Annotated in this window: 23 protein-coding genes and 3 pseudogenes; 21 read left to right on the top strand and 5 right to left on the bottom strand. The window is 51.5% G+C overall.

The window, feature by feature from the left end; all coding sequences use genetic code 11:
* Nucleotides 1-13: 13 nt before the first annotated feature.
* The 3 genes and pseudogenes from CW360_RS09455 to CW360_RS17325 form a co-directional block, all read right to left on the bottom strand.
* The gene (locus CW360_RS09455) at nucleotides 14-643 is read right to left on the bottom strand and encodes a hypothetical protein (RefSeq protein WP_101193526.1); all 630 of its coding nucleotides are present in this window, start codon (nucleotides 641-643) and stop codon (nucleotides 14-16) included.
* 13 nt (nucleotides 644-656) lie between these two features.
* Complete coding sequence (locus CW360_RS17330; protein WP_425439761.1) at nucleotides 657-1391, bottom strand: methyl-accepting chemotaxis protein; 735 nt, start codon at nucleotides 1389-1391, stop codon at nucleotides 657-659.
* A 120-nt stretch (nucleotides 1392-1511) separates the two neighbouring features.
* A pseudogene (locus tag CW360_RS17325) lies at nucleotides 1512-2177 on the bottom strand (cache domain-containing protein); the annotation flags it as partial.
* A gap of 484 nt (nucleotides 2178-2661) precedes the next feature.
* On the opposite strand from CW360_RS17325, the gene CW360_RS09445 reads away from it, so the two are divergent.
* Nucleotides 2662-3492, top strand: a complete 831-nt coding sequence (locus tag CW360_RS09445; protein ID WP_093986625.1) for an undecaprenyl-diphosphate phosphatase — start codon at nucleotides 2662-2664, stop codon at nucleotides 3490-3492.
* A gap of 54 nt (nucleotides 3493-3546) precedes the next feature.
* Here the strand turns inward: CW360_RS09445 and CW360_RS09440 are convergent, their stop codons facing one another.
* Nucleotides 3547-4998, bottom strand: coding sequence for a TrkH family potassium uptake protein (locus tag CW360_RS09440; protein ID WP_101193524.1), 1452 nt, complete (start codon nucleotides 4996-4998; stop codon nucleotides 3547-3549).
* A 171-nt stretch (nucleotides 4999-5169) separates the two neighbouring features.
* On the opposite strand from CW360_RS09440, the gene CW360_RS09435 reads away from it, so the two are divergent.
* The 18 genes and pseudogenes from CW360_RS09435 (at nucleotide 5170) to CW360_RS09360 (ending at nucleotide 24673) form a co-directional block, all read left to right on the top strand.
* On the top strand, nucleotides 5170-5727 hold the full coding sequence (locus tag CW360_RS09435; protein ID WP_101193523.1) for a nitroreductase family protein: 558 nt from the start codon (nucleotides 5170-5172) through the stop codon (nucleotides 5725-5727).
* 352 nt (nucleotides 5728-6079) lie between these two features.
* Nucleotides 6080-7543, top strand: coding sequence for an MBL fold metallo-hydrolase RNA specificity domain-containing protein (locus CW360_RS09430; protein WP_170307378.1), 1464 nt, complete (start codon nucleotides 6080-6082; stop codon nucleotides 7541-7543).
* An 85-nt stretch (nucleotides 7544-7628) separates the two neighbouring features.
* Nucleotides 7629-8912, top strand: coding sequence for a Wzz/FepE/Etk N-terminal domain-containing protein (locus tag CW360_RS09425; RefSeq protein ID WP_101193521.1), 1284 nt, complete (start codon nucleotides 7629-7631; stop codon nucleotides 8910-8912).
* A 68-nt stretch (nucleotides 8913-8980) separates the two neighbouring features.
* On the top strand, nucleotides 8981-10345 hold the full coding sequence (locus CW360_RS09420) for a phosphohexomutase domain-containing protein (RefSeq protein ID WP_170307377.1): 1365 nt from the start codon (nucleotides 8981-8983) through the stop codon (nucleotides 10343-10345).
* Entirely contained in the window at nucleotides 10342-10500 is a 159-nt protein-coding gene (locus tag CW360_RS16960; RefSeq protein ID WP_212633289.1) for an NAD-dependent epimerase/dehydratase family protein, read from the top strand. The genes CW360_RS09420 and CW360_RS16960 overlap by 4 nt, the downstream gene beginning before the upstream one ends.
* A 30-nt stretch (nucleotides 10501-10530) precedes the next feature.
* Entirely contained in the window at nucleotides 10531-11808 is a 1278-nt protein-coding gene (locus CW360_RS09415; protein ID WP_157825281.1) for an oligosaccharide flippase family protein, read from the top strand.
* A gap of 4 nt (nucleotides 11809-11812) precedes the next feature.
* The gene (locus CW360_RS09410) at nucleotides 11813-12817 is read left to right on the top strand and encodes a glycosyltransferase family 2 protein (RefSeq protein WP_212633288.1); all 1005 of its coding nucleotides are present in this window, start codon (nucleotides 11813-11815) and stop codon (nucleotides 12815-12817) included.
* 71 nt (nucleotides 12818-12888) lie between these two features.
* Complete coding sequence (locus CW360_RS09405; protein ID WP_157825279.1) at nucleotides 12889-13866, top strand: EpsG family protein; 978 nt, start codon at nucleotides 12889-12891, stop codon at nucleotides 13864-13866.
* Nucleotides 13854-15128: a glycosyltransferase gene (locus CW360_RS16795; protein ID WP_157825277.1), complete on the top strand. Its 1275-nt coding sequence runs from the start codon at nucleotides 13854-13856 to the stop codon at nucleotides 15126-15128. Before CW360_RS09405 ends, CW360_RS16795 begins: the two co-directional genes overlap by 13 nt.
* A 1-nt stretch (nucleotide 15129) precedes the next feature.
* Entirely contained in the window at nucleotides 15130-16164 is a 1035-nt protein-coding gene (locus CW360_RS09400; protein ID WP_101193516.1) for a polysaccharide biosynthesis protein, read from the top strand.
* Nucleotides 16165-16167: 3 nt separating this feature from the next.
* Complete coding sequence (gene wbjC, locus CW360_RS09395) at nucleotides 16168-17286, top strand: UDP-2-acetamido-2,6-beta-L-arabino-hexul-4-ose reductase (protein ID WP_101193515.1); 1119 nt, start codon at nucleotides 16168-16170, stop codon at nucleotides 17284-17286.
* A 55-nt stretch (nucleotides 17287-17341) separates the two neighbouring features.
* Entirely contained in the window at nucleotides 17342-18484 is a 1143-nt protein-coding gene (wecB, locus tag CW360_RS09390; RefSeq protein ID WP_101193514.1) for a non-hydrolyzing UDP-N-acetylglucosamine 2-epimerase, read from the top strand.
* The gene (locus CW360_RS09385) at nucleotides 18484-19701 is read left to right on the top strand and encodes a glycosyltransferase family 4 protein (protein WP_101193513.1); all 1218 of its coding nucleotides are present in this window, start codon (nucleotides 18484-18486) and stop codon (nucleotides 19699-19701) included. Before wecB ends, CW360_RS09385 begins: the two co-directional genes overlap by 1 nt.
* On the top strand, nucleotides 19688-20308 hold the full coding sequence (locus CW360_RS09380; RefSeq protein WP_101193512.1) for a GNAT family N-acetyltransferase: 621 nt from the start codon (nucleotides 19688-19690) through the stop codon (nucleotides 20306-20308). Before CW360_RS09385 ends, CW360_RS09380 begins: the two co-directional genes overlap by 14 nt.
* Nucleotides 20301-21467: a DegT/DnrJ/EryC1/StrS family aminotransferase gene (locus CW360_RS09375; protein ID WP_101193511.1), complete on the top strand. Its 1167-nt coding sequence runs from the start codon at nucleotides 20301-20303 to the stop codon at nucleotides 21465-21467. Before CW360_RS09380 ends, CW360_RS09375 begins: the two co-directional genes overlap by 8 nt.
* Nucleotides 21460-22053 carry a sugar transferase gene (locus tag CW360_RS09370; RefSeq protein WP_101193510.1) on the top strand — a complete coding sequence of 198 codons (594 nt, stop codon included), beginning with the start codon at nucleotides 21460-21462 and terminating at the stop codon, nucleotides 22051-22053. The genes CW360_RS09375 and CW360_RS09370 overlap by 8 nt, the downstream gene beginning before the upstream one ends.
* Nucleotides 22054-22147: 94 nt before the next feature.
* Nucleotides 22148-22591 (top strand): annotated as a pseudogene (locus CW360_RS09365) (sugar transferase); the annotation flags it as partial.
* A gap of 72 nt (nucleotides 22592-22663) precedes the next feature.
* Nucleotides 22664-24673: a polysaccharide biosynthesis protein gene (locus CW360_RS09360; protein WP_101193509.1), complete on the top strand. Its 2010-nt coding sequence runs from the start codon at nucleotides 22664-22666 to the stop codon at nucleotides 24671-24673.
* A gap of 86 nt (nucleotides 24674-24759) precedes the next feature.
* Here CW360_RS09360 and CW360_RS17075 read toward each other — a convergent pair.
* A pseudogene (locus tag CW360_RS17075) lies at nucleotides 24760-24855 on the bottom strand (GNAT family N-acetyltransferase); the annotation flags it as partial.
* Nucleotides 24856-24936: 81 nt separating this feature from the next.
* Between CW360_RS17075 and tnpB the strand changes: the two are divergent.
* On the top strand, nucleotides 24937-25296 hold the full coding sequence (gene tnpB / locus CW360_RS09345) for an IS66 family insertion sequence element accessory protein TnpB (protein ID WP_058151328.1): 360 nt from the start codon (nucleotides 24937-24939) through the stop codon (nucleotides 25294-25296).
* Between the two features lie 19 nt (nucleotides 25297-25315).
* The coding region (gene tnpC, locus CW360_RS09340; protein WP_101193244.1) for an IS66 family transposase at nucleotides 25316-26768 on the top strand (1453 nt) is incomplete at its 3' end.

The raw sequence follows: 26768 nt of genomic DNA, 5'->3' as shown, positions 1-26768 counted from the left end.
ATTGTAGAGCAAATCAGCGGGGGTTAGCGGGCGGCAGGCACAGGCTGTCGGCCTGGCGGTACAGCAACAGCAGCTTGCGGGTAATCGACTGACGAATGTCTTCGCGCTCGAAGTTGGAGAGCAGCGGCAGCTTGGCCAGTTGCAGGCGATGCAGGTGCAGATAGGGCAGTTGCTGGTCGAACTCGCGCAGGTCGCCCTTGACCAGCAGGGGGAGGAACTCGTCGCCCACTTTGCGCTGACTGTTGATGATCTGCGCCAGGGCCGGCTTGAACGGCATGCTGCGCGGAGCCAGGCGATTGCCGGGCAACTGGTTGCTGAGCAGCAGGCCGCTCTTGCCGAGCAGTTGCCCGGGCAGCACGCACAGGCCGGTCTTGCGTATCGCCTGCGCGGCAATGCCGTGCAGGGTATCGTGGAAGGCGTAGGGGTTGGGCAGCACGACCATCTTGCGGCCCAGCTCCGCGGGGAAGTGCAGGCTGTAGTTGGTGTAGAGCTGCTCGACCGACTCCGACCACACGCACAGGCGGTTCTCGAACAGGCGGATGAAACGCTCGGCCAGCTCGCGGCGTGCCAGGCTGTCCAGGTCCCAGATCAGGTCCGGATTGCCAGCCTGGCTGAGGTCGACTTGCTGGTGGAGCATCTCCATCGTCTGCGCGCCCTCAGATACGGAACTGCCGGAGGATCTGGCTCAGGGCTTCGGCCAGACGCGCCAGCTCCTCGCTGGCTTCGCGGGTCTGTTCGCCGGCCAGGGCTGTCTGGTGGGAGAGCCCCGCAGCCTGGGTGACGTTCTGGTTGATGTCCTCGACCACATGCGACTGCTGCAAGGTGGCACTGGCGATCGAGGCATTCAGCCCGGTCAGGTTGCGCAGCGACTGGTTGATCTGGGCGAGGTTTTCACCGGCCTGGCGAGCCTGCTCCACGGTCTGTTGCGAGGCGCGGCTGCTTTCATGGATGGCTTTGACCGCCGCTTCCGAGTTGCCTTGCAGGCGCTGGATCATGTCCTGAATTTCCGCGGTGGACTGCTGGGTACGCTGCGCCAGCAGGCGAACCTCGTCGGCTACCACGGCAAAACCGCGGCCCTGTTCGCCAGCGCGGGCGGCCTCAATGGCCGCGTTGAGGGCGAGCAGATTGGTTTGTTCGGCAATCGAGCGAATCACCTCCAGCACGCTGCCAATCTGGTTGCTTTCGCTGGCCAGCGACTGGATGACCTGTACGGCATCCTCGATGGTGTGGGACAACTGGTCGATCTGCCGCAGGCTGCCCTGGATGCTGTTGTGACCGGCCTGGGCCTGTTCTTCGGCGCTGTGCACTTCGCTGGAAGCATGCTCGGCATTCTTGGCGACATCCTGCACGCCGTAGGTCACCTGATTGACCGCGGTGGCTACCAGTTCCATCTGTTGCGATTGCTGCGAGCTGACATGCTGGGCGTTCTGCGCGATGTCGTGCAGCGAGGTCGAAGCCTGGTCCAGCGCACCGGCCGACTCCAGCAGATGGCCGATCACCTGGCGCAGCTTGTGGGTGAAGGCGTTGAAGTGGGTGGCCAGTTCCGTCAGTTCATCGCGGCCATGGGTATCCAGGCTACGGGTCAGGTCGCCTTCGCCGCTGGCGATGTCGGCCATGGCGTGCACGGCTTCGGCGAGCGGGCGGGTAATACTGCGGCTGATCATCATCACCAGGCCGAGCAGCACCATGGCCACCAGCAGCAACATGAAACTGGCGCGCAGCGCCAGGCTGGAGAATTCCGCCTCCACGTCGTCGACGTATACCCCTGAACCGATGATCCAGCCCCAGGGCTCGAAGAACTGGATATAGGACACCTTGGCCACCGGCTCGCTGGCGCCGGGCTTGGGCCAGTAGTAATCCACCGAACCGGCACCCTGGCTGCGGGCGATACGCACGAATTCATTGAACAGTGGCTTGCCGGTGGGGTCCTTGATGCCGGAAAGATCCTGGCCATCCAGCTTGGGATTGGCCGGGTGCATGACCATGCGCGGTTGCAGGTCGTTGATCCAGAAATACTCCTGGCCGGCATAACGCAGGTCGCGGACCATATCCATGGCCGCCTGCTGAGCCTGGCTGCGGTCCAGGGTGCCGGCCAGCTCGAGTTTTTGATAGTGCTGCAGGATGCCCAGCGCGGTCTCCACCACATGTCGGGTCTTCTCGCTCTTGCCGGCATACATCTGTTCATGGGTTTGTCGTAGCAACAGCACGGCGGCGAGGATCAGCAGCGACAGGGCGATGGCGAGAATCATCCACAGACGACGACTGATGGCCAGATTACGCAGCATGTTCATCAGAGTATTCCTTGTTCTGTGCCCATCCTGCGGTGGGAGGGGCCGGTTGGGCCGCTAGGGCCTGTAACGAATCGCAAAATGACCTATTGGTCATTACTGAAACTATCACGTTCCGCAGACAGGTGGCGCATTAGCTTTTGGCCGCGTCTGGGCGGCAACTCTGATAGCATTTCGGCCCCCGCTGGCGTGACGTGAGGTTTTTCGTCCCGCGTGGCCGGCTTCAGCGAACTTTTTGCCTGCTGCGCAGCCCAAGCGGGCCGGCGCTGATTAACGCAAGTCGCCGTGCGCCTGGCCATGAGTCAGGGCGTCGCAAGGGCCTACAGCGCTGCTGTTTTCGGTATAGCAGCCAATTTGTACACAAGGAGTTCCGATGGACCTGTGGTTGGCTTTTCAAGCCATTGTTCTGGGCATTGTCGAGGGGCTGACCGAGTTTCTGCCGATATCGAGTACGGGCCACCAGATCATCGTGGCCGATCTGATCGGCTTTTCGGGTGAGCGGGAGATGGCGTTCAACATCATCATCCAGCTGGCCGCCATCCTCGCGGTGATGTGGGAGTTTCGCCCGCGCATCATCAGCGTGGTGGCCGGCTTGCATCGAGAGCCTCAGGCACGGCGCTTTACCGCCAACCTGCTGATCGCTTTCCTGCCGGCAGCGGTACTCGGCGTGGCGTTTGCCGATCTTATTCACCATTACCTGTTCAACCCGCTGACCGTGGCGGTCGCACTGGTGATCGGCGGTGTGATCATGCTCTGGGCCGAGCGCCGCGAACATCTGATCGAAGTGCATGACGTCGATGACATGCGCTGGAGTCATGCCCTGAAAGTGGGCTGCGCGCAGTGCCTGGCGATGATCCCCGGCACATCGCGCTCGGCCGCCACCATCATTGGTGGCCTGCTGTTCGGCCTATCACGCAAGACCGCCACGGAGTTTTCCTTCTTCCTGGCCATGCCGACCATGGTCGGTGCCGCGGTGTATTCGGGCTACACCTACCGCGAGCTGTTCCAGCCGGGCGACCTGCCGGTGTTCGCGCTGGGCTTTGTCACCTCGTTCATCTTCGCCATGCTGGCGGTCAAGGCGCTGCTCAAGTTCATCGCCAACCACAGCTATGCGGTATTTGCCTGGTACCGCATCGGCTTTGGCCTGCTGATCCTGGCGACCTGGCAGCTGGGCTGGATCGACTGGTCCGGCGTGCAGGGCTAACCGGCCGCTGCAAAACCATCTGTTCTGCAACGGCCTGGCAAAGGTGCCGGTGTGTCAGTGCCGCCAAAAGGCGCGGGTCACCAGCACCAGCACGGTGATGATTTCCAGGCGACCGAGCAGCATGCCGAAGGACAGCAGCCACTTGGCGCTGTCTGGCAGGCTGGAGAAGTTGCCGGCTGGGCCGATGATCGGGCCGAGGCCGGGGCCGACGTTGCACACCGCGGTTGCCGCGCCGGTCAATGCGGTGATCGGGTCCAGGCCGAGCATCGCCAGGGCGAGCGCCAGGGCGGCGATGGTCAGGGTAAAGAAGAACGAGAAGGTGAGGATCGAACGGACGATTTCCTCGTCGAGGGCGTGCCCGTTGTATTGCTGCTTGATCACCGCACGGGGGTGGATGAGCTGCATCAGGCCGCTGCGCAACAGGGTATAGGCCACCTGGATACGGAAAATCTTCAGGCCGCCAGTGGTCGAGCCGGAACAGCCGCCCATGAAGGTCAGGTAGAAGAACAGCATGAAGGCAAAGCCGCCCCAGGTGCTGTAGTCGCCTACGGCAAAGCCCGTGGTGGTGGTGATCGACACCACGTTAACCGTGGCGATGCGCCAGGCATCGAGCAGCGCGTAGTCGCTGTTCAGCCATAGCCACAGGCTGGTCACCAGGCTGATCAGCAAGACTGCGCCGAGATAACCGCGTACCTGCTGGTCGCGGATAAGCGCCTTGCGGTTGCCCCGTAACATGCTCACATAGAGCACGAAAGGAATCCCGCCGAGCACCATGAACACCACGGCGACCCAGTGCGAGGCGTTGCTGAAGCTGGCCAGTGAAGCATCCGAGGTCGAAAAGCCCGCGGTGGAAACCGTGGTCAAGGCATGGTTGATCGCGTCGAACCAGTCCATGCCGGCCAGCCAGTAGCTGAGCACACAGGCCACGGTAAGGATCAGATAGACCACGGCAATCGACTTGGCGGCCATGTGCGAGCGGGGTACGACTTTCTCGCCCCAGTCCGATGATTCGGTCTGGAACAGACGCATGCCCCCCACGCGCAGCAGCGGCAGAATCGCCACGCCCATGGCGATGAAGCCGATACCGCCAATCCACTGCAGCAGGGAACGCCAGATCAGAATGCCTTCGGACATGCTGTCCAGGCCAACCAGTACCGTGCCGCCGGTGGTGGTGATACCGGACATGGTTTCAAAGAAGGCATCGGTAAAGCTCATGTGATGCAGGAAAATCATCGGCAAGGCGGCGTAGACGCAGACCATCAGCCAGATCGAGGTGGTCAGCATGTACATGTCGCGCGGGCGCAGCTGGCTATCCTTCGGCTTGCCTTGCAGCACCATGGCCAGGCCACTGCTGAAGGTGATCAGTGCCGACCAGATGAATGCCTGCAGGTCCTCGGGATGCTCCATCAGCAGCAGGGTGGCCATGGGAACCAGCATCGCCATGGAGAGCGTGATGAGGAAAATGCCCAGGATGAAGGCAATGGTACGCAGCGTCGGCAAGGCCATGGAGACAGGCTCGCAGGAGAAGAGGGCGCCATTCTACCGGGCTGCCCTGCGCTGTAAACCGAGCGCTAACAATCAGCGGATCTGCCGCCAGGGCGAAAAAGGTTGGCCCGGAGCGGGGCTTATCAGACTAAAATGCTGGGGTTTTCGCGCCAGTCGCCTGGAGTAACCCCGATGAATGCCCTCGATGCCTTGCTCAACCGCGTGTCGGTGACCCGTTTACTGGCGCCCGCGCCCACTCAGGCCCAGCGCCAGGTGATGTTCCAGGCGGCTTTGCGTGCGCCGGACCATGCGCAGCTGCGCCCCTGGCGCTTCCTGTGCATCGAGGAGCAGGCCCGCGAACGCCTGGGCGAGTTGTACGCCCAGGCCCTGCAGACCGAGCAGCCCGAAGCAACTGGCGAACAACTGGACAAGGTGCGCGCCATGCCGCTGCGCGCGCCCCTGCTGGTGGTGGTGATCGCCAGCCCGAAAGAGCATCCCAAGGTGCCCCGCATTGAACAACTGCTGTCGGCCGGCTGTGCCGCCCATGGCTTGTTGCTGGCGGCGCATGCCCAGGGTGTCGGTGCGGTTTGGCGTACCGGCGAGATGGCTTATTCCCCCGTGGTGGCACAAGGACTGGGCCTGGCAGCGGGCGAAGAAATCCTCGGCTTCATCTACCTGGGTACCCCGGAAGGTAAATTGCGCACGGCGCCGCTGCTGGAACAATCCGACTTTGTCAGTGACTGGCTGTGACTGAGTGAATTGCAAGAAAAAATGCTGAATTTTTTGTTTGAATGCGAGTGAACATAGTCGCCGAGAGTTTGGCAGATACGCGAGGCCATACTGGCTTTGCATGGGTTTCATCGGCTTTTGAAGCGGGACAACGCCGCCAGTATCAAGGATGGGTGTGATCGTCAAGACTGGACAGTGGTTTGGTTTCAGGCAGAATGCCAATCAGGTCAAAATACTGAGTTGGCCCGTTTGGTTTTGCTTGTGGGGGCGCAGGTGCCAAGTCGTTGGCGCGCCTCGTAAAGCTTGGCCATGTCTCATGACAATAGCTGTCAGCAGTGAATGCATCCAGCACAAGGTGGTTAACGGACTAGCCATGGTACAGGTTACTCATCACGGCCGAGCCGCAGGTGTAACAGGTTCTTGGCATCCATTGCAGGTGGATGCCGAAAATAATCTGTTGTTCGATTGTGCTTTGTTCGAGAGTTTAGAAACTTCGCCAGAGGGCAATATAGATGCCGAGCGATTAGCTATTGCCTTTGCCCTGGCTCGGGTAAACGTACACGTTGCTAACCATCTACAGGTCGACCATGTTGGTCGTATTCCCTATCTTCTGGTAGTCGGCTTCAAAGGCCCGACTCTCTGCAGTGAACCATCGGCCAAGCTGTTGCCCATCGTCCTTGAGGATGCCTTCAAGCTTGGTTTTAGTCGTGATCAGAAACAGGTAGAGCGCTACTTAAAGCTGATCGAGCAGCGCATCGTCGCCTTACCCTACAAGCAGTGGTTCACCCTGATCGACACGCCGCAGCTCAATGCTCGCATCCGCCTACAGCGTGCCGGCCACATCCTCGGCTCGGCCTACGTTGAGGTTGATCTGCACTACCCCGAGACGGGCGAGAAGAAACGCATCATATTTTCCGGCGACCTGGGTGCGCCCCATGCGCCAATCCTCCCGGCACCGAAAGCACCCTACAAAGCCGATATTCTGGTCATCGAAAGCACTTATGGCGACCGTCTACACGAAGATCGTCGCAGTCGACGTGCGCGTTTGGAAAAAGTGCTCGAACACGCACTGCGTAACCAGGGCACAGTGCTGATACCCGCCTTCAGTATTGGTCGCACTCAAGAGTTGCTCTATGAGCTGGAAGACATCATCCATCGCAGAGCGCTCAAAGAGGCTGGCAAGTTAAAGGCCGCTGCAGCGAAGACTCGCTCCAGCAAAATGACAGCGCTCGACTGGACGAACTTACCCATCATTCTCGACTCCCCGCTGGCCAGCCGTTTTACAGCGGTATACCGCGAGCTCGATCACTTCTGGGACGCAGAGGCGAGGGCACGTTTGGCCAAGGGCCGTAACCCACTGGCTTTTCGTAACCTGCTTACGGTCGACAGCCACCAGGCTCACCTGGCCATGGTCAACCGTCTGGCCCAAACCACTCAGCCGGCTATCGTTATAGCCGGCAACGGCATGTGCTCCAGCGGGCGTATCGTCAACTACCTAAAAGTGATGCTGGGTGACGAGCGGCATGATGTGCTGTTCGTCGGCTACCAGGCCGAGGGTACACCGGGACGACAGATCCAGCGTTTTGGCCCGCGTAATGGCTATGTGGAATATGACGGGCTGCGCTATGACATTCGCGCTCAGGTGCATATCATGGGCGGCTATTCAGCTCATGCCGACCAAGCCGGGTTACTCAAGTTCGTAAGCGGTATGCGCAACAAGCCCGGAGAAATTCGTATCGTGCATGGCGAACCAGATGCCAAGCGAGAGCTCGCACGGATGTATCGGGCTTTATATGCACAAGCAGGATGTCCGCTCAACGTAGTAGTTCCAGGTTAAACCCATGCGTTTTGCAGGCACTTACCAGATGCCAGCAAGAGCAAACACCAACGTTTTTCAATGATGATAAGACCTCGGAGATAGTGTGAGTACCGAACCCGCAAAGCCCTACGAGCCCACAGCATATGAAATCGATCTTGTGGAACTGTTCCAGAAACTCTGGCAACAGAAGTACCTGATCATTGCCTGTACGCTTGCCGTAGCGGTCTGTGCTGCAGGCTACGCCTGGCTTGCCACGCCTCACTATCAGGTGCAAAGCATGCTACGACCGGCTCCATTGAAAGAGCTGGATGAACTCAATAGCACGGGCGTATACAGCTTAACGCCTGAAGAAGCACTGCAGCGCGTAGGTGCAGCACTGGACTCCTACAGTTCACGCTTGCAGTTTTTCCGAGACAATCAGGCTTTATTTGAACCGCTAAAGACGGGTGACAAGACCCTTGAGCAGGCATTTGAGGCTTTTAATGGCGCAAACTTCACCTTGTTGCAGCCGGATCCAAAGAAAACCAACAACCTTTCGCCTTATGTAGGGCTGCGTCTTGAATACCCTGACTACCTAGATGGCGTGACCATTCTCAATGGTATGGTCGAGCAAGCCATCAGCGATGAGCGCCGCCGCGTAGCGCTGGATCTTGAGGGGGTAATCCAGAATCATCTGAACAAGATCGAACGACAAATGGCGGCTGCGCGTGCCAGCTATGAGGCCGAGAAAGAAGCCGCCATTGCCAAGCTGAGTGAAGATGACAAGCTCCAGATTGCCATTTTGCAAGATGAGCTCAAGGCGCTCAGAGCTGAGCTGCGTACTCGTCGACAGAACCGCATTGCCCAGCTCGACGAGGCGATTGCCATCGCCAAATCACTTGGTATCTCCAAGCCGACCAATCCCACGTCCTTGGGTGATGTCGATGCAGCGGCAGGGCAGGGTAACGTTTTCCGTACAGAAGTGATCAGCCAGCAGTTCCCTCTCCACTTCATGGGGACTGAAGCCCTGGAGGCCGAGCGCAATATCCTGCTCAAGCGGCGTTCGGATGACCACACCGAGCCGAAAATCGCCACAATCCAGAATAAATTGCAGATGCTCGAGCACAACCGCCAGATCGAGATGATGCAGAGCCGGGAGAATGAAGACCTTTTCCTGGCCAAGTTGGCAGAAATGCGTGAGGAAGCGGCTCGTTTAAAGAGTATCCAGCCTAATCTGGAACAGCTGAACCTGGTGCGTATCGACCAGCCGGCTATCAAGCCACTTAAACCCATCAAACCCAAGAAAATGCTGATCGTGGCAATTGGTTTGGTGCTGGGCGGCATGCTTGGCGTATTCGTCGCGCTGATCCGCATCGCATTTACCGGGAACCGTACGCGAAGCGCCTGATTCACGTATTGCCCTGCTGCATGGCAATGCAGGGTGTTGCTGCACTCGATCGAGAAGCATTACTCACCGTGACCACGCTAACCTGCTTCAAAGCCTACGACATCCGCGGCCAGCTCGGCGCTGAGCTCAATGAGAACATCGCCTACCGCATTGGCCGTGCGTATGCGCAGTTCCTCGATGCCAAACGCGTCGTGATCGGTGGTGATATGCGTCTATCCACTGCGGGCCTCAAGCAAGCTCTGGCCAATGGCCTTATGGACGCCGGCTGTGATGTGATCGACCTGGGCATGACCGGTACCGAAGAAGTTTATTTCGCTGCCTTTCACCTCGATGTCGATGGTGGCATCGAGGTAACCGCCAGCCACAATCCCATCGACTTCAACGACATGAAACTGGTGCGTCGTGGCGCCCAGCCGATAAGTGGTGACACCGGCCTCAAAGATATTCAGGCTCTGGCCGAGGCAGACAACTTCGCGCCGGTCGGCAAGCGCGGCAGCCTGACCCGCCAATCATGCCAGGATGCTTACATCGAGCACCTGCTCGGCTATATCAGCCCTGCTGATCTTCAACCGCTCAAGCTGGTGGTCAATGCCGGCAACGGCGCTGCGGGGCATGTGATCGATGCGTTGGAGCAGCGCTTCAAGGACTTGGGCGCGCCGGTTGAGTTCATCAAGGTACATCACCAGCCCGATGGCAGCTTCCCTAATGGCATCCCCAACCACATCCTGCCGGAAAATCGCGCCGCAACTGCCGATGCGGTCAAAGCGCATGGCGCGGACATGGGCATCGCCTGGGACGGCGACTTCGACCGCTGTTTTCTGTTCGACGAGAGTGGCGCGTTCATCGAGGGCTACTACATCGTCGGCCTGTTGGCTGAAGCCTTCCTCAAGAAGGAGCCAGGCGCGAAGATCATCCACGACCCGCGCCTGACCTGGAATACCATCGATATCTGCCAGCAGAACGGCGGCCAGGCCATTCAGAGCAAAACCGGCCATGCCTTCATCAAGGAGCGCATGCGTAAGGAAAACGCCATCTACGGCGGTGAGATGAGCGCGCACCACTACTTTCGCGACTTCGCCTACTGCGACAGCGGCATGATCCCCTGGCTGCTGGTGGCCCAGTTGATGAGCCTCCAGGGCAAGAAACTCTCCGAACTGGTGGGCGAGCGCATGGCTGCTCGCCCCTGCAGTGGCGAGATTAACTACCGTGTTGCTGACAGCAAGGCTGTGATACACGCGGTGCAGGCGCATTACGTAGAGCAGAATCCCAAGGTAGACACCACCGATGGATTGAGCCTGGAGTTCGATGACTGGCGGATGAATATCCGTGCTTCGAATACCGAGCCGCTACTGCGGTTAAATATTGAGAGTCGCGTCAACCCTAAAAGGGTAGAGCTACAACATATTGCCATCGAAGGACTCATCACACAATGAAATACCTCGTTACCGGCGCAGTCGGCTTCATCGGCATGTACACCGTCAAGTGCCTGTTGGATATGGGTCACGATGTAGTGGCTAATTGTCCCTCGGCTGAGCTGGAAGACGTAACCAACAAGGTATACACCCGCGATTTATTTGGTAATGATTAATAGTTATGAAAATCCTAACGGAATATTATTTTGAAATCATTGGATCGTGTATTGATTTTTAATAAAATTAATAGGTTGGTAAATGTTTTTATATCAAATTCTACGATATTAAAAAATTACTTTGCCTTAACCTTTTTGCAGGTCTTAAATGCAGCCTATTTCATAGTGATGCTGCCATTAGTTTTGCCTGTTGTTGGTGCTGATAGTTATGGGTATTTTGTTTATGTCACAGCTGTCTTGTCCGTAGCCGCTGTTGTTATAAATTTCGGTTTTGATATGCCGGGCATTAAGCGTGCTGCTATAGATAGTATTGATGAAATAAATCTTTCAGAGTATTTTTCAATTGTTTTTGCTTTTAAGTTTTTGGCTTCATTGATATTGTCGGGTGCCCTGTTTGTTTTGTTAAATTTCTTTAGTGTTGATAAGCCTGAATTGTATATGTTTTGTTATTTGGGCGTGCTGTCTAATGTCCTTATTCCTATCTGGCTTTTTCAGGGGCGTCAAAAACTACTCATTGTTACAGTTGTTCAATCAATATCTAAGCTTGTTTCTTTGTTGTTTGTATATGCTTTGGTTAATGAGCCAGAAGATCTTGTTTTGTTCGCTTTAATTGTAAATATATCGAATCTTCTTGCAGGCTTGGTATTGTTTTTTTATGCAATTAGTATTGTAAGATGTAATTTTAGGTTTTATTTTTCTAGTTTTAAGAAAGTAGTTAAAGAGGCAGCGCCTTTTTTTGGGATTGGCGCTATTGGTATTATAAAATATAGGAGTATGGAAATATTTATTGGTGTTTTTTTTGGAATGAAAGAGGTTGCTATTTTTGATTTGGCAAATAAGATTTACGCAATACCGAGTATGTTTGCAACTAGTATAAATACTGCAATCTTCCCTAAGTTGGCTAAGATGCATGTGTTTGATGTTAGAAAGATTATTGTTTTTGAATTATTAGTGTCCATTGCTTTTTTGATATGCATTGTGTTGTTTGGTTCTTTTGCCGTGGATTTTTTGGGTGCAGGGGTTTTGTCTGAATCATATTATGTTTTAGTGTTGATGGGTTTTAATATTCTTGCATTCTTGATTGTTGGTTGTTATAGCTATTTTGTGTTTCTGCCTAAAGGTCGAGGTGACATACTGTTAAAGAATCAACTGTTTGCCCTATTTGTGTATGTGGTAATGCTATGCGTTTTTTATCTTTTTTTTAATAATATTTATATGGTTGTGGTTGCGCTAGTCTTGTCTGGCCTTTTTGAAATAATATATTGTGCTTTTAAATCAAAAGAAATGAGTAAGGTTGTTGGGGGTTGATGAAATGAATATGAAAGAAGGTTTTGATATTCCTGTTGCTCTTATTTTATTCAAAAGAAAAGAGAAGCCACTGCTGGTGCTTGGGCAAATTGCAAAAGTCAAACCCAAAAAATTGTATCTATTATCTGATGGTGGGCGTACACCTGAAGAAATGCTCCAAGTAGAGGAATGCAGAAGAGCTATTGAGTCTGCGATTGATTGGGATTGCGAGGTAGTAAAACGTTACGCAGAAAGCAATATTGGAGTTTATGAAAATATCGCTGGTGGTGCAAAGTGGGTTTTTGAAAGAGAAGAATTTGCGATATTTTTAGAAGATGATAACTTTCCTGATTTAAGTTTTTTTGAATTCTGTGAAATCCTATTGAGAAAATATAAGGATAATTCGCGAATATTGTGGGTATGTGGAACTAACTATTTGGGTGAATATAAGCCCGTTGATGGCTCTAGTTATGTTTTTACTCGCTGTATGCTCCCTTGCGGTTGGGCTTCTTGGTCGCACAAGTTTTTATCGCTATATGATGGCTGTATAAGCAAGTTAAATGATAGTGATGCATTAAAGAATGTAAGGGGCTCTTATTTATCCAATAAACTTTTTCATCAAGAGTTAATGAACTGGAAAGAAGAAAAGTATAGAATTGTTAAAAATGGAAAGCCATCATCATGGGATTTTCAAATGTCATTTGCGGTGCGTGCAAACGGGGTTTTTGGAATTTCACCTGAATTTAACTTGATAAAAAATATTGGTGTTGATGAGTTTTCAGCTCACGGCGGTGTTTCGCTTGAGCTTGAAATGACGCGCAGGTTTTGTGAGATAAATACAAGCTCAATTAAATTTCCTTTGCGACATCCTAAAAATTTAGAAATTGATCCGTTTTTCGAAAGAAAAACAGAAAATATTATGACCTATCCATTTAGGCAACGTACTAAAAGATATGTTGCGGCGCTAATAAAAAGATTTTTAAATATGGATGTTGATGAGAGTTTGACCTCAAGGTTTAAATTGAAGTGATATTGATATTGATATTATTTGGTTCTTTGGTTTTTTGTTCGTTTAGGTATTCAAGTAGCCATAAACTATTCTTGATTTTCTTTGCTATTGGGTTTGTTTCTTATGGTTTAAATTATAGTAATGGTGATTATGCCGCTTACCATACATTTTATTATGAGCGCAGTTATTCGGATTGGGGGGTAGAGTTAATTTATGGCGGGCTATCCGATTTATTTAAGTATTTTAATCTCAACTTCTTTGAGTTTAAACTTTTTATTGCGTTGATAACTCTTGCGCTTCATTTTAGATTTTTTAGCTATTTTACAAACGTTAAAGCATTGCTTGCTGCATTATATTTGTTATTTTTTTTCTCGTTAGATTATGTGCTGATGAGGAATTTTTTAGCGGTTGGGGTGGTTTTGCAAGGGATTCTTGCCTTATTAAAAAATGATAAAAGCTCAGTGCTCTACTTTGTCCTGTGCGTGTTTGTTGCAACACTAATACACCAGTCTTCCATTTTGTATATGTTTCTTGCTATATGTTTTTATAGATTCAAAGAGCCTGCCTTGTTTTATGCTTTTTGCTTTGCTCTTTTTGCTGTACTTTATTATTTTTTAAGACTTGCTGTATTTAATAGTGCGCTCTTTGCGGAGCGGGCTTTGCTTTATGAAGGCAATTTGAATATGTTTTTTGTCAATGTTCTAATATACATGGTGAATTTAATTTTTGCTGGATTATTCTATTTTTCTAATAGGGTTTGGTTTTGCTATAATCCAATCTTTATTAGATATTTTTGGGGCTCTAATCTTGGGCTTTTTTTTGTTTTGATTGTTATGCTAGATGTGCCAATTTTTGTGCGCATATTTAAGACTATCTTCTTGTTAAATGCATGCCTTATCACGAGTGCTTGTTATAGTTTTAGTTTTAAGAAACGGATTCGTGTGATGCCTGTTGTTGTCTTGTATTTATTTTTCTGCTTTGCTCTATTTGTTTTCCCGGTCTATGAGCTAACGCTGGATCCTTTGTTTTCATATAATTGTTTATTTGAGGTGAGTTTGTGTCGGCAGTAAAAGTTTTGGTGGTTTCTCATAATAGTTTTTCAAGAACGTCCAATAATGGAAAAACACTTGAAGCTATTTTTAGCGATTTCTCTAAAGATGAAGTGGCACAGCTTTATTTTAGTAATAATGAGCTGCCAGATTATACTTATTGTGACCGTTATTTTAAAATTACGGATATGGATGTCTTGAGAAAGATTTTATTTTTAAGTAAAACGTGTGGCTCAATTCCTGCTGAGTCTAGCTTGAGAAACGTCGTAGGCGATAAGGCTTTTTCGTTTTTCAAAAAAAAATTCAAGAAAGCTGGATTTCTACGGGATTTATTGTGGCTATCGGGTGTATGGAAAACTAAAGATTTGAACGTTTGGTGTCATGAGTATTCGCCAGATTTTATTTTTTATTTGGGTGGGGATGCGGCTTTTTCTCATCGAATAGCGGCTTATCTTTCAGATAAATTGAATGTGCCCCTGGTTTCATATTTCACTGATGATTATATTATAAATAGTAAGCCTCGAAATTTGTTTTCTTGGATCAACTCTTTCTTTTTAAGAAGAACTTTTCGAAAAACAGTTGATATGTCGAGTTTGCTATATGTAATTGGGGTGAAAATGGCAGGTGTTTATTCTTCGTATTTCGGAAGAGATTTTAAGTTTATAATGAATTCTGTAGAATATTTACCATATGTTGAGCCTTGTCATGCAGTGGATTCAAAGTTTAATGTTGGTTATTTTGGGGGGCTACATTTAGGGCGGGGCGAAATGATACTTCGTTTTGCAAGGTTAACCCCTGCCAATATTGTAATTCATTTGTATACTGGTTCTGATGTTGAGCCTGAGCTTTATCATAAGTTTGTTGATGCGGGTGTTGAGTTTCATGGACTTGTTGATTCTGAAGTTATTGCTGAAAAAATGAAGCAATTTGATTTTTTGCTCCATGTTGAGAGTGATGATTCGAGAAATGTTGAATTAACAAAGTTGTCTGTATCTACTAAATTGCCCGAATATCTCATTTCGGGTAGGCCAGTGCTTGTCTTTGCACCTAGTGGTTTAGCCTCTGTTGATTTTATAGTAGAGAATCACATCGGATATTTTCTTGATTCTTTGCTGCCTGATCACTTGGTGTCAAGTACTTTGGAAGACATCATTGGTAATTATGAATCGGCTGTTGATGTTGGAAAAAAGGGGCATTCCTTTGTATGTAAGAACTTGCTAAGGGATGTTGTTAGCAAAAAATTTAAAAGTGATATTTGTAACCTTTTTCTTGAGGGAAATTGAAATGTTTGAAAGTAAATCGCTTCTTATCACCGGCGGCACCGGTTCATTCGGTAATGCTGTTCTTAACGGCTTTCTGGATACCGATATTGCCGAAATACGTATTTTCAGCCGCGATGAAAAGAAACAGGATGATATGCGTAAAAAATACGCGAATCCTAAGCTTAAGTTCTACATTGGCGATGTGCGCGATTATCAGGCGGTGCTGAATGCCACCCGTGGCGTCGATTATATTTTTCACGCAGCGGCACTAAAGCAGGTGCCATCCTGTGAGTTTCACCCGATGGAAGCGGTTAAAACCAACGTGTTGGGCACTGAAAACGTATTGGAAGCCGCTATTCAGAACGAAGTGAAGCGGGTGGTGTGTTTAAGCACCGATAAAGCGGTTTACCCCATTAATGCTATGGGTATTTCCAAAGCCATGATGGAAAAGGTCATGGTGGCCAAGTCGCGTAACGTAGACCCCACCAAAACCGTTATTTGTGGTACCCGTTACGGCAACGTAATGGCATCCCGTGGTTCGGTGATTCCGCTGTTTGTCGACCAATTGCGTGCCAATAAGCCGCTGACCATTACCGACCCGAATATGACGCGTTTTATGATGACGCTGGCCGATGCGGTAGACCTGGTGTTGTACGCCTTCGAGCACGGTAATAACGGCGATATGTTTGTGCAAAAAGCCCCGGCGGCGACGGTTGAGGTGCTGGCACAGGCTTTGTCCGATCTGCTCGGCAAACCCGGCTACCCCATTAATGTTATCGGTACCCGTCACGGCGAAAAGCTGTATGAGGCCCTGTTAAGCCGTGAAGAAATGGTTTGCGCCGAAGACCTGGGCGGTTACTACCGCGTTCCGCCAGACCTGCGCGATCTGAACTACGGCAAGTTTGTAGAGCAGGGTGAGCAGGAAATTTCTCAGGCAGAAGACTACAACTCGCACAATACCCAGCGTTTAGATGTGGCAGGCATGCAGCAACTGCTGTTAAAGCTGGAGTTCATTCGTGAACTGCGTGATGGCCGTTATGTAAACCCCGAGGAGTAAGCCATGCGTATATTGGTAACCGGTGCCAACGGCTTTATTGGTAAAAACCTGTTGGTGCACCTGGCTGAACGTAAAGACATTGAGGTTGTGTGTTTTACCCGCGAACACTCTGCGGCAGAACTGCCGGCCATGCTGGATGGTGTGCAGTTTGTATTTCACCTGGCCGGTATTAACCGCCCGCAAGACCCGGCAGAGTTTACCACCGGGAATGCGGGTTTAAGCCAGCAGTTGGCCGATGCCATGTTGGCAACGGGTTGCAAAGCCCCGGTTGTGTATACCTCTTCCATTCAGGCCGGGTTGGATAACCCTTACGGTGTCTCTAAGCGTGCGGCGGAAGATGCCTTACTGGCGTTGCGCAAGCAGGGTGTGCCTGTTTCTGTATTCCGCTTGCCGAATGTGTTTGGCAAGTGGGCCAAACCGAACTACAACTCTGCCGTAGCCACCTTTTGCCATAACATTGTGAACGATTTACCCATTCAAATTAATGACCCTGCGGCGGTAGTTAATTTGGTGTACGTCGATGATGTTATTGAGCATTTTCTGGCATTGCTGGATGCTAAACGAGCGGGCGATGCGTTTGAAACCGTACAACCGGTGTACCAAATTACCGTGGGCGAACTGGCCGATCAGTTGTATCGCTTCCGCGATAGCCGCCAAAGTTTAATTACCGAGCGCGTGGGTACTGGGTTGGTTCGTGCCTTGTATTCCACCTACCTCAGCTATGTGCCGAAAGAGCGCTTTACCTACGAAGTGCCTAAATACGGTGATCCGCGTGGTGTATTTGTAGAAATGCTGAAAACACCCGATGCCGGGCAGTTTTCTTACTTCACAGCGCACCCCGGTATTACCCGTGGCGGCCATTACCACCACACCAAAACCGAGAAGTTTTTGGTTATTAAAGGAAAGGCCAGCTTTAAGTTTCGCCACATGCACACTGGTGAGTTTTACGAGCTGGAAACCACTGGCGAAAAGCCAGAAATTGTAGAAACCATGCCAGGCTGGACACACGACATTACCAACATTGGTGATGATGAGATGATTGTTATGCTGTGGGCGAATGAAATTTTTGATCGGGAAAAGCCGGACACCTACGCTTGCCCGTTAACGCCTGTGGCTGAGTAAAACGCCTGTGGCTGAATAAAACGCCTGTGGCTAATAGATAGTTGGGTACTTTGTTATGACAACCGCTGTTAAAAAATTAAAAGTAATGACCGTGGTGGGAACCCGCCCGGAAATTATCCGTTTGTCGCGCGTAATGGCCAAACTGGATGAACACTGCGAACACATTCTGGTTCATACCGGCCAGAACTATGATTACGAACTGAATGAAATTTTCTTTCAGGATTTAGGCATTCGTAAGCCAGATCACTTTTTAAGTGCCGCCGGCAGCACCGGTGCAGAAACGATTGGTAATGTAATTATTAAGGTTGACCAGGTTCTGGCCGAAGTTAAACCCGAAGCGGTACTGGTGTTGGGCGATACCAACAGCTGTATGGCCGTATTGCCAGCCAAGCGCCGTAAGATTCCGACTTTTCACATGGAAGCCGGTAACCGTTGTTTTGATATGCGTGTGCCGGAAGAGATCAACCGCCGTATTGTTGACCATACCGCCGATATCAACATGAGTTACAGCACCATTGCGCGGGATTATCTGGTGGCGGAAGGGTTACCGCCGGATCGCATTATTAAAACCGGCAGCCCGATGTTTGAGGTGCTGAATTATTACCGCGAAGGGATTGAAGCCTCTACTGTGCTGGAACGACTGAAGCTGAAAGAAGGCCAATTCTTCGTGGTGAGTGCGCACCGTGAAGAAAACGTCGATTCCGACAAAAACTTTATGAAACTGGTGGATGTACTGAACACCGTTGCCGCTCATTACAATTTGCCGGTGATTGTTTCTACACATCCGCGTACCCAAAAGCGCGTTGATGCCATGGGTGTTACCTTCCACCCGAACGTGCAACTGCTGAAACCGCTGGGCTTTAAAGACTACAATAAGCTGCAGTTAAGCGCGAAAGCGGTCTTGTCTGATAGCGGTACGATCAACGAAGAATCGTCCATTCTGAACTTCCCGGCCCTAAATATCCGTGAAGCGCATGAGCGCCCGGAAGGTATGGAAGAAGCGGCTGCTATGATGGCTGGTCTGGAAGTGGAGCGTGTAATGCAAGGCCTGGCCATTCTGGAAACGCAAGCCCGTGGCGAACAACGCGATTTGCGGTTAGTGGCTGACTACAGCATGCCCAATGTGGCTGACAAAGTGGTACGCATTATTCACAGCTACCGTGATTATGTGATGCGGACGGTGTGGAAGCAGTACTGATGCGAATTCTCTTTATCAGCCAGTTGTTTGACCCAGAGTATTCAATTAAAGGATTGGGGTTAATGAAGCACTGGGTAGAACAGGGGCATGAAGTTGAAGTAATAACAACGTTCCCAAATTATCCTACTGGGCGTGTTTTTCCTGGCTATAAGCGCAAACTGAAACAAGTTGAAGTTATCGATGGTGTTAAGGTGGTAAGGCTTTGGAGTCATATTTCACACTCCAAATCCAAGCTGTCACGTGCGGCCACCTACCTTAGCTATACTATTGTGGCACTGTGTTACGCGTTGTTTAGTAAAAAACCAGACGTTGTTTACGCGTATCATCCTCAGGCAACTACTGGCTTGATTGGAATAATTTTAAAAAAACTGAAAGGCGTTCATTTTGTAACCGATGTTCAGGATTTGTGGCCCGATGCACTGGTAGCTACCGGCTTAAATAAGGCAGGGTTGGTTGTCCGGTTAATAGATCGTTGGTGTCGGATTGTATACATGCAAGCTAGCGCCATTGTGGTGCTGTCTCAAGGCTTTAAAACAGCTTTAGTTGAGCGGGGAGTGCCTGAAAGTAAGATACGGACTGTGTATAACTGGTGTCCGGAAGAATTGCACATTAGTGAAGCACTCGACGGTCAGAATAATAAGGTGGCAGATCAAAAAACGAAAGCTCGGGTTGTTTATGCTGGCAATATCGGTGCTGCTCAATCACTTGCATCTCTTATTGATGCTGTTGGTACCTTTCCGGATCCCACTGTTGTATTGGAACTCTATGGGAATGGGGTGGAGAAGGAAGAACTGGAAACACTGGTAAAATCTAAACATTACGGAAATGTTATTTTTAAAGGCTATGTGTCATCTTCTGATATTTTTGATGTTTTAGTCGGTGCAGACATACTGGCAGTACATCTTCGTAGTGATCCTTTATTTAACATTACAATCCCATCAAAAACACAGTCCTCCATGGCGGTAGGGAAGCCGATACTTATGGCCGTTGGAGGTGAAGTTAATGACTTGGTGATGCAGGCTGGTGCAGGGGTAACGGCTGAGCCACAGTCTGTTGAATCCATTCAGAAAGCCTTGGGATTGTTGTTAGCCAGGAAGTCTGATTGGGAACAAATGGGGCAGTCAGCTCGTGATTTCTATGAGCAGAATTTTTCTTCGCGAGTAAATTACCAAAAACTCGATGATGTTTTGAAGGACGTATCTCATGACAATTCGTGATGCCACTGAAAATGATTTGCCACAAATTGTAGCTGTTCATCAGAGAGCCTTTGATGGTTTTTTTTTGACTAAATTAGGCCCGAATTTTCTTCATCAATTATATGATGCTTTTGCCTTTCGGCGTGGTGGTGTCTTAAGAGTTCTTTGCAACGAGGATGGGCGAGTAGTTGGCTTTGCTGGTGGGGCTATTGATCCTGATAGTTTTTTTCAAGGGTTAAAGAAAGAAAAAGGATTCGTTTTCCTTATTCGTTCAATCCCAGGGTTATTAAAAAACCCTATCTTGGTATTGAAAAAGCTTTGGTATGCTGTCTTTTATAAAGGTGAGGCGCCATCAACATTATCGCAGGCTGCTCTTTTAAGTAGTATTGGTGTTGAACCTGAAATGGTGGGTAAGTCTTTGGGTAAGAAGCTATTAGCTGATTTTGAAGAAGTGGTTCATAGCAGGGGAGCGAGCTCGCTATATTTAACTACCGATAAACTTGGAAATGACAATGTAGTCGCTTTTTATATTAAGAGCGGCTACAAGATTGAGTCTGAATTTGTACAAGCCGATGGTCGTAATATGCTACGGCTTATAAAGATTTTTCATGGTGCCTCTAATGAATGATGTAAAATTTCTACCATTTGCTTTGCCAGAGATTGGTGAAGAGGAAATTAATGAAGTTGTTGATTCCTTGCGCTCCGGCTGGATTACTACTGGTCCAAAGGCTAAGAAGTTTGAAGAGCAGTTTACTGAGTTTTTGGGTGATGCCTCGCTTCAGTCAATTTCTGTAAATTCCGCCACTTCTGGGTTGCACCTTTCCTTGGAAGCTTTAGGTGTTGGCCCGGGAGATGAAGTTATTGTTCCTGATTATACCTTTACGGCTACTGCAGAAGTGGTGCGCTATTTAGGTGCAACACCTGTTTTTGTTGATGTTGATGCAAAAACCTTCAATATGACTGCGGAATCCTTTGCTGCGGCCATTACCGATAAAACCAAGGTGGTAATACCAGTTCATTTTGCTGGGCTGGCATGTGATATGGATGCAATTATTAAAGTTGCCAAAGCGCATGGTATTCGTATTGTTGAGGATGCAGCTCATGCATTGCCTACCTATTACAGCGGTAAGCTGATTGGCACTTTGGATTCTGACTTCACGGTGTTCAGCTTTTATGCCAACAAAACCATGACTACTGGTGAAGGAGGTATGGTGGTAACCCGTGATGCAGAGCTTGCCAAGCGTTGTCGAATTATGCGCTTGCATGGGATAAGCCGGGATGCCTTTGATCGTTATACATCTACTAAGCCGGCTTGGTTTTATGAGATTGTTGCTCCGGGCTTTAAGTACAATATGCCCGATATTGCAGCAGCCATTGGCATACATCAGTTAAAGCGTTTGCCAGCATTTCAGCTGAAGCGTAATGACATGGCAGGGTTCTATAACCAGGAGTTATCAGGGTTGCCTTTGGTGCTACCTGCATTACCTGTTAATGGTTCTGAACATGCATGGCACTTGTACCCTGTTCGTCTTAAGGCTGAATCAGGCATAGCGCGGGATGAGTTTATACAGAAAATGGCTGATGAAGGCATCGGTTGTTCGGTGCATTTTATTCCGTTGCATTTGCAGCCTTACTGGCGTGACACTTATTCTCTTACTCCTGAAATGTTCCCAAATGCGCATGCCGCTTATGAGTTGGAAGTTTCTTTGCCTCTGTACACCAAGATGACGCACTCAGACCAACAGCGTGTTGTTAGTGCCGTTAAAAAGGTGCTTGGTTGTGACTAAGCGACTTTTTGATGTGCTGGCATCCTTCTTCGGATTACTGATTCTGACGCCTGTTTTTGCTCTGATTGCAGTATGGATTAAGTTGGATTCAGCTGGTCCTGTTTTTTTCAGACAAGAACGAGTCGGGCTGTTTGGTGTGCCATTCAAGATCCACAAGTTCCGAACCATGCGTGTGGATGCTGAAAAATCAGGTCGTTTAACGGTGGGAGCAGACTCACGCATTACCCGTTCAGGGCATTTTCTGCGCAAGACAAAAATTGATGAACTGCCACAGTTGATCGATGTTTTTCTGGGGCGAATGAGCCTGGTCGGGCCGCGTCCGGAGGTTCAAGAGTTTATTGATTGTTACCCTGCAGAAGTGCGTGAAAAGGTATTGTCTGTAAGACCTGGTATTACGGACAAAGCTTCTATTGAGATGGTAGATGAAAACGAATTACTTGCGAAGTACGACGATTTTAGGCAAGCCTACATCGATATTATTTTGCCAATTAAGCAGGCTTACTATGTTGAATACGTTGATTCACAGAGTCTGCTGCTTGATTTTAAGTTAATTATTTTGACCCTTAAAAAGATCATTACTCGCTGATTCTACAGTTTTCTTTGCTTCAGGCTATCGTGTCTATGCTCTGCTGGATTGTTGCGTTTTGATTGTAACTGTAACTGGTTCACGTTGACCCTGCAGGCAGGAGCGGGTAGGGCGGAATAAAAAGCCGTTTACTCTGGTTAAGTTCCGCATCATGAAGGTGGATACGGCGTCGGTGGCCAGCCATCTGGCTTCTACGGCGTCTATTACCCGTATGGGTGGTTTTTTGCGTAAAACCAAGTTGGATGAGCTGCCGCAGTTGTGGAATGTGCTGAAAGGTGAAATGAGTTTGGTTGGCCCGCGCCCGAATTTGTTTAATCAGGATGAGTTAATTGCTGAGCGCGATGCGCTGGGTGTGTATAAGGTTCGGCCGGGTATTACCGGGTTGGTGCAGGTCAATGAGATTGATTTGTCGACGCCAAAACTGTTGGCTGAAACCGATCAGCGTATGATTCGTGAGCTTACCCTAGCTCATTATTTTAAATATATCCTGATGACGGTGCTTGGTAAGGGCGCGGGTGATCGGGTACGCCCGTCTTAGTTACTGGCAGCGGCTTGTGCGAGAATCAGTTATTGCCACGTAGTACGGTATGTGAAGGATTGGGAGGTTGTGATGTTAAGGACTGCAGATCGCCTGCGTGAGCGTTTGATCCGTTTGCCACGGCGTTCGAAGCGTGTGCTGCAGGTCATTGTCGATGTGCTGTTGCTTTGGTGTGCGCTGTGGCTGGCGTTTATCGTGCGCTTGGGTGATTTCAACGTGGTTGATCCTTTAGGCCATCACGCCTGGATCTTTGTAATTGTGCCCTTGATTTCAGTGCCCATTTTCATCCGCATGGGCATGTATCGCGCGGTGATGCGCTTTTTCGGTAACGATGCGCTTAAGAGCATTTTTAAGGCAATTTCTCTCTCTGCGTTATTCTTGGCGTTGACGATCTATTGGTATCGCGACGCGCCTGCGCCGATTCCGCGTTCGATGGTGCTGAATTTCTGGTGGCTTAGCCTGACGTTGATTGGCGGGGTGCGCTTGTTGATGCGTCAGTACTTTATGGGTAATTGGTATTCGGCTGAGCATCCCCGTCTTCTTGCAGGGGACCGTGGTTTGCCCCGCGTTGCGATTTATGGGGCCGGTGCGGCGGGGAATCAGTTACTGGCCGCCCTGCGTTTGGGGCGTTCGCTGGCGCCCGTTGCCTTTATTGATGATGATGCAACCATCGCCAACCGGGTGATTGCCGGGTTGCGGGTGTACAAGCCCAAGCGCACCCAACAGATGATCGAAGAAACTGGCGCCCAGGAAATTCTGCTTGCGGTGCCTTCTGCCTCGCGTGCGCGTCGCAGGGAGATCCTCGAATTGCTTGGCCAGTACAACCTGCACGTACGTAGCGTGCCAGGTTTAATGGACTTGGCCAGTGGTCGGGTTAAGGTAGATGAGGTGCAGGAGGTCGATATTGCTGACCTGCTGGGACGTGATCCGGTACCGCCGCAGAAGGCCCTGTTCGAGCGCTGCATCAAGGACCAGGTGGTATTGGTGACAGGGGCCGGTGGCTCGATTGGTTCCGAACTGTGCCGGCAGATTCTCGCCAGCGGTGCGCGTACCCTGCTGCTGTTCGAGCATTGCGAGTTCAACCTGTACAACATTCACAGCGAGCTGCAGCGCCGTTGTGAGCGTGAGTTCCTGCCGATTCAGCTGGTGCCCATCCTCGGCTCGATCCGCAATGCCGGGCGCTTGCACGATGTGCTGCAGACCTGGGAGGTCGATACGCTCTACCACGCCGCCGCCTACAAGCATGTGCCGATGGTCGAACACAACATTGCCGAGGGTGTGCTGAATAACCTGGTGGGTACGCTGAATACTGCCCAGGCGGCGATCAAGGCGGGCGTGGCCAACTTCGTGCTGATCTCTACCGACAAGGCGGTGCGTCCGACCAATGTGATGGGCAGCACCAAGCGCCTGGCCGAGATGGTTCTACAAGCCCTGAGCTGTGAGTCGGCACCGGTGCTGTTTGGCGAGGATAAGGCGGTTCATCACGTCAACAAGACCCGTTTTACCATGGTGCGTTTCGGCAATGTGCTGGGCTCTTCCGGCTCGGTGATTCCGCTGTTCCGCCAGCAGATCAAGCGCGGTGGACCGGTGACGGTTACCCACCCGAATATCACCCGTTACTTCATGACCATTCCCGAGGCGGCGCAGCTGGTGATCCAGGCCGGCTCGCTGGGCGAGGGCGGGGATGTGTTCGTGCTGGACATGGGCGAGCCGGTGAAGATTGCTGTGCTGGCGGAGAAGATGATCCATCTGTCCGGCCTTACCGTGCGCAGCGAGCTCAATCCGCAGGGCGATATCGCCATCGAGTTCACCGGGCTGCGACCGGGCGAGAAGCTCTACGAGGAGCTGCTGATTGGTGACAACGTGCAGCCGACCGAGCACCCGATGATCATGCGTGCACATGAGGAGCATCTGGACTGGGAAACCTTCAAGCGCTGCCTGGCTCAGCTGTTGGCAGCGGTGGAAGCGGATGACTATGCCCGGGTGCGCCAGCTGCTGCGCGAAACGGTCAATGGCTACGCCCCGGATGGCGAAATCGTCGACTGGATTCATCTGCAGCGCCACCCGCAACGCCCGCATTGACTGGCCATCGCCTGGCGCCCTGTGGCGCACAGGCGAGGCGCTTTGCGCTGTATCCACGCCGGTGCCGGCGCACGTCAACGGCGTGCCTACAGATGGAAGTGGCCCGCTGCCTCCGGCTGGTAAAGGACTTTCCTGATTTCAATCCGGCGGGTTCGTTCAGCAATTCGCCAGTCGATAGCATCGTAAGCGCTCCATAAACCCCACCTGCCCATAGGCCGCAGATCATTGGATGCTGAGCTCCCGTTTTCACTGGAGTTCATCCCATGATGCGTCCCGATGCCAAGGTGCAGAAGGTCTACCTCTACCCAAAGCCCGTCGACTTCCGCAAATCCATCAACGGCCTGGCCGCCTTGGTCGAGCTGGACATCAAGGTGGAAGTGTTCAACCCGGTGCTGTTCGTGTTCCTCAATCGCACGCGCAGCCAGGTCAAGATTCTCTACTGGGAGCGCAACGGTTTCTGCCTGTGGCTCAAGCGACTGGAAGCCGAGCGCTTCAAGACCAAGCCCGATGCAGGCGACGAGGCCATCGAGCTGACGGTTGACGAACTGAACTGGCTGCTCGACGGAATTGACCTGTGGCGCAATCGTCCGCACCAGGTACTGACGCCGCGGTTCGTGGCCTGAGCCGGTATAATCCAGCGCCATGAAATTTGGCGCCGACAACCTTCCTAACGATCCCGTCCTGCTCAAGGCCTTGGTGCTGCAATTGCAGGAGCAGGTCGCCCTGCTGCGGCACAAGCTGTTCTCACCCAAGTCCGAGCGCAGCCCTGAAGATGCCGACTCACCGCAGCTGGCCATGTTCAACGAGGCCGAAGAGCTGGTCGAAGAGCCGACTGCCGAGCCAGCCGAAGCTGAAGCCGAAGAAGTCGTTGCGCCGATCAAGCGTCGTGGCAAGCGCAAGCCGCTGCCGGCCAATCTGCCGCGCGTCGAAGTCGTCCATGAACTGCCCGAGCACGAACTGACCTGCGCCTGCGGCGCCTGCAAGCAGGTGATTGGAGAAGAGACCAGCGAGCAACTGGAGATCATCCCGATGCAGGTGCGGGTTATCCGTCATATCCGCAAGACTTACGCCTGCAAGGCCTGCGAAACCGCACCGGTCACCGCCGACAAACCGGCCCAACTGATCGAGAAGAGCCTGGCTAGTCCCAGCGTGTTGGCGATGCTGCTGACCACCAAGTACGCCGACGGCATCCCGCTGTACCGTTTCGAGAAAATGCTCGGTCGCCACGGCATCGACATTCCCCGCCAGACCCTGGCGCGCTGGGTGATCCAAAGTGGCGAGCAGCTGCAGCCGCTGCTCAACCTGATGCGCGACAAACTGCTGGACTACCCGGTGCTGCACTGTGACGAAACCCGCCTGCAGGTGCTGCACGAACCCGGACGCGATCCCACCGCGCAGTCCTGGATGTGGGTGCAAAGCGGCGGGCCGCCAGATAAGCCGGTGATCCTCTTCGACTACACCACCAGCCGCGCGCAGGAGGTACCGCTGCGCCTGCTCGATGGTTATCACGGCTACCTGATGACTGACGACTACGCTGGCTACAACGCCGTGGCCGTGCAAGAGGGCATCGAGCGGTTGGCCTGCTGGGCGCATGCGCGGCGCAAGTTCGTCGAGGCGCAGAAAGTGCAGCCCAAGGGCAAGACCGGCCGTGCCGACATGGCGCTGAACCTGATCAATAAGCTCTACAGCATCGAACGTGAACTGAAGGACGCCAGCGATGCCGAGCGGCAGGCCACCCGAGTGCAACGCAGCCAACCGCTGCTCGATCAACTCAAGGCCTGGCTGGACAAGACCCAGCCGCAGGTTGCTGGGCAGACGGCTCTGGGTAAGGCCGTAAACTACCTGGCCAGCAACTGGGGCCGGCTGGTGCGTTACGTCGAAGGTGGAAACCTGCCCATCGATAACAACCGCGCCGAAAACGCCATCCGCCCGTTCGTCATCGGTCGCAAGAACTGGTTGTTCAGCGACACGCCCAAGGGCGCCACGGCCAGCGCACAGATCTACAGCCTGATCGAAACCGCCAAGGCCAACGGCCAAGAGCCTTACGCCTGGCTGCGCCACATCCTCGAACACCTGCCAACGGCACAGAGCGTCG

The organism is Pseudomonas fluvialis (genome assembly GCF_002835605.1).
Taxonomy (GTDB): Bacteria; Pseudomonadota; Gammaproteobacteria; order Pseudomonadales; family Pseudomonadaceae; genus Aquipseudomonas; species Aquipseudomonas fluvialis.
Note: the sequence above shows the minus strand (reverse complement) of the source record. Positions and strands in the feature narration are given on the sequence as shown.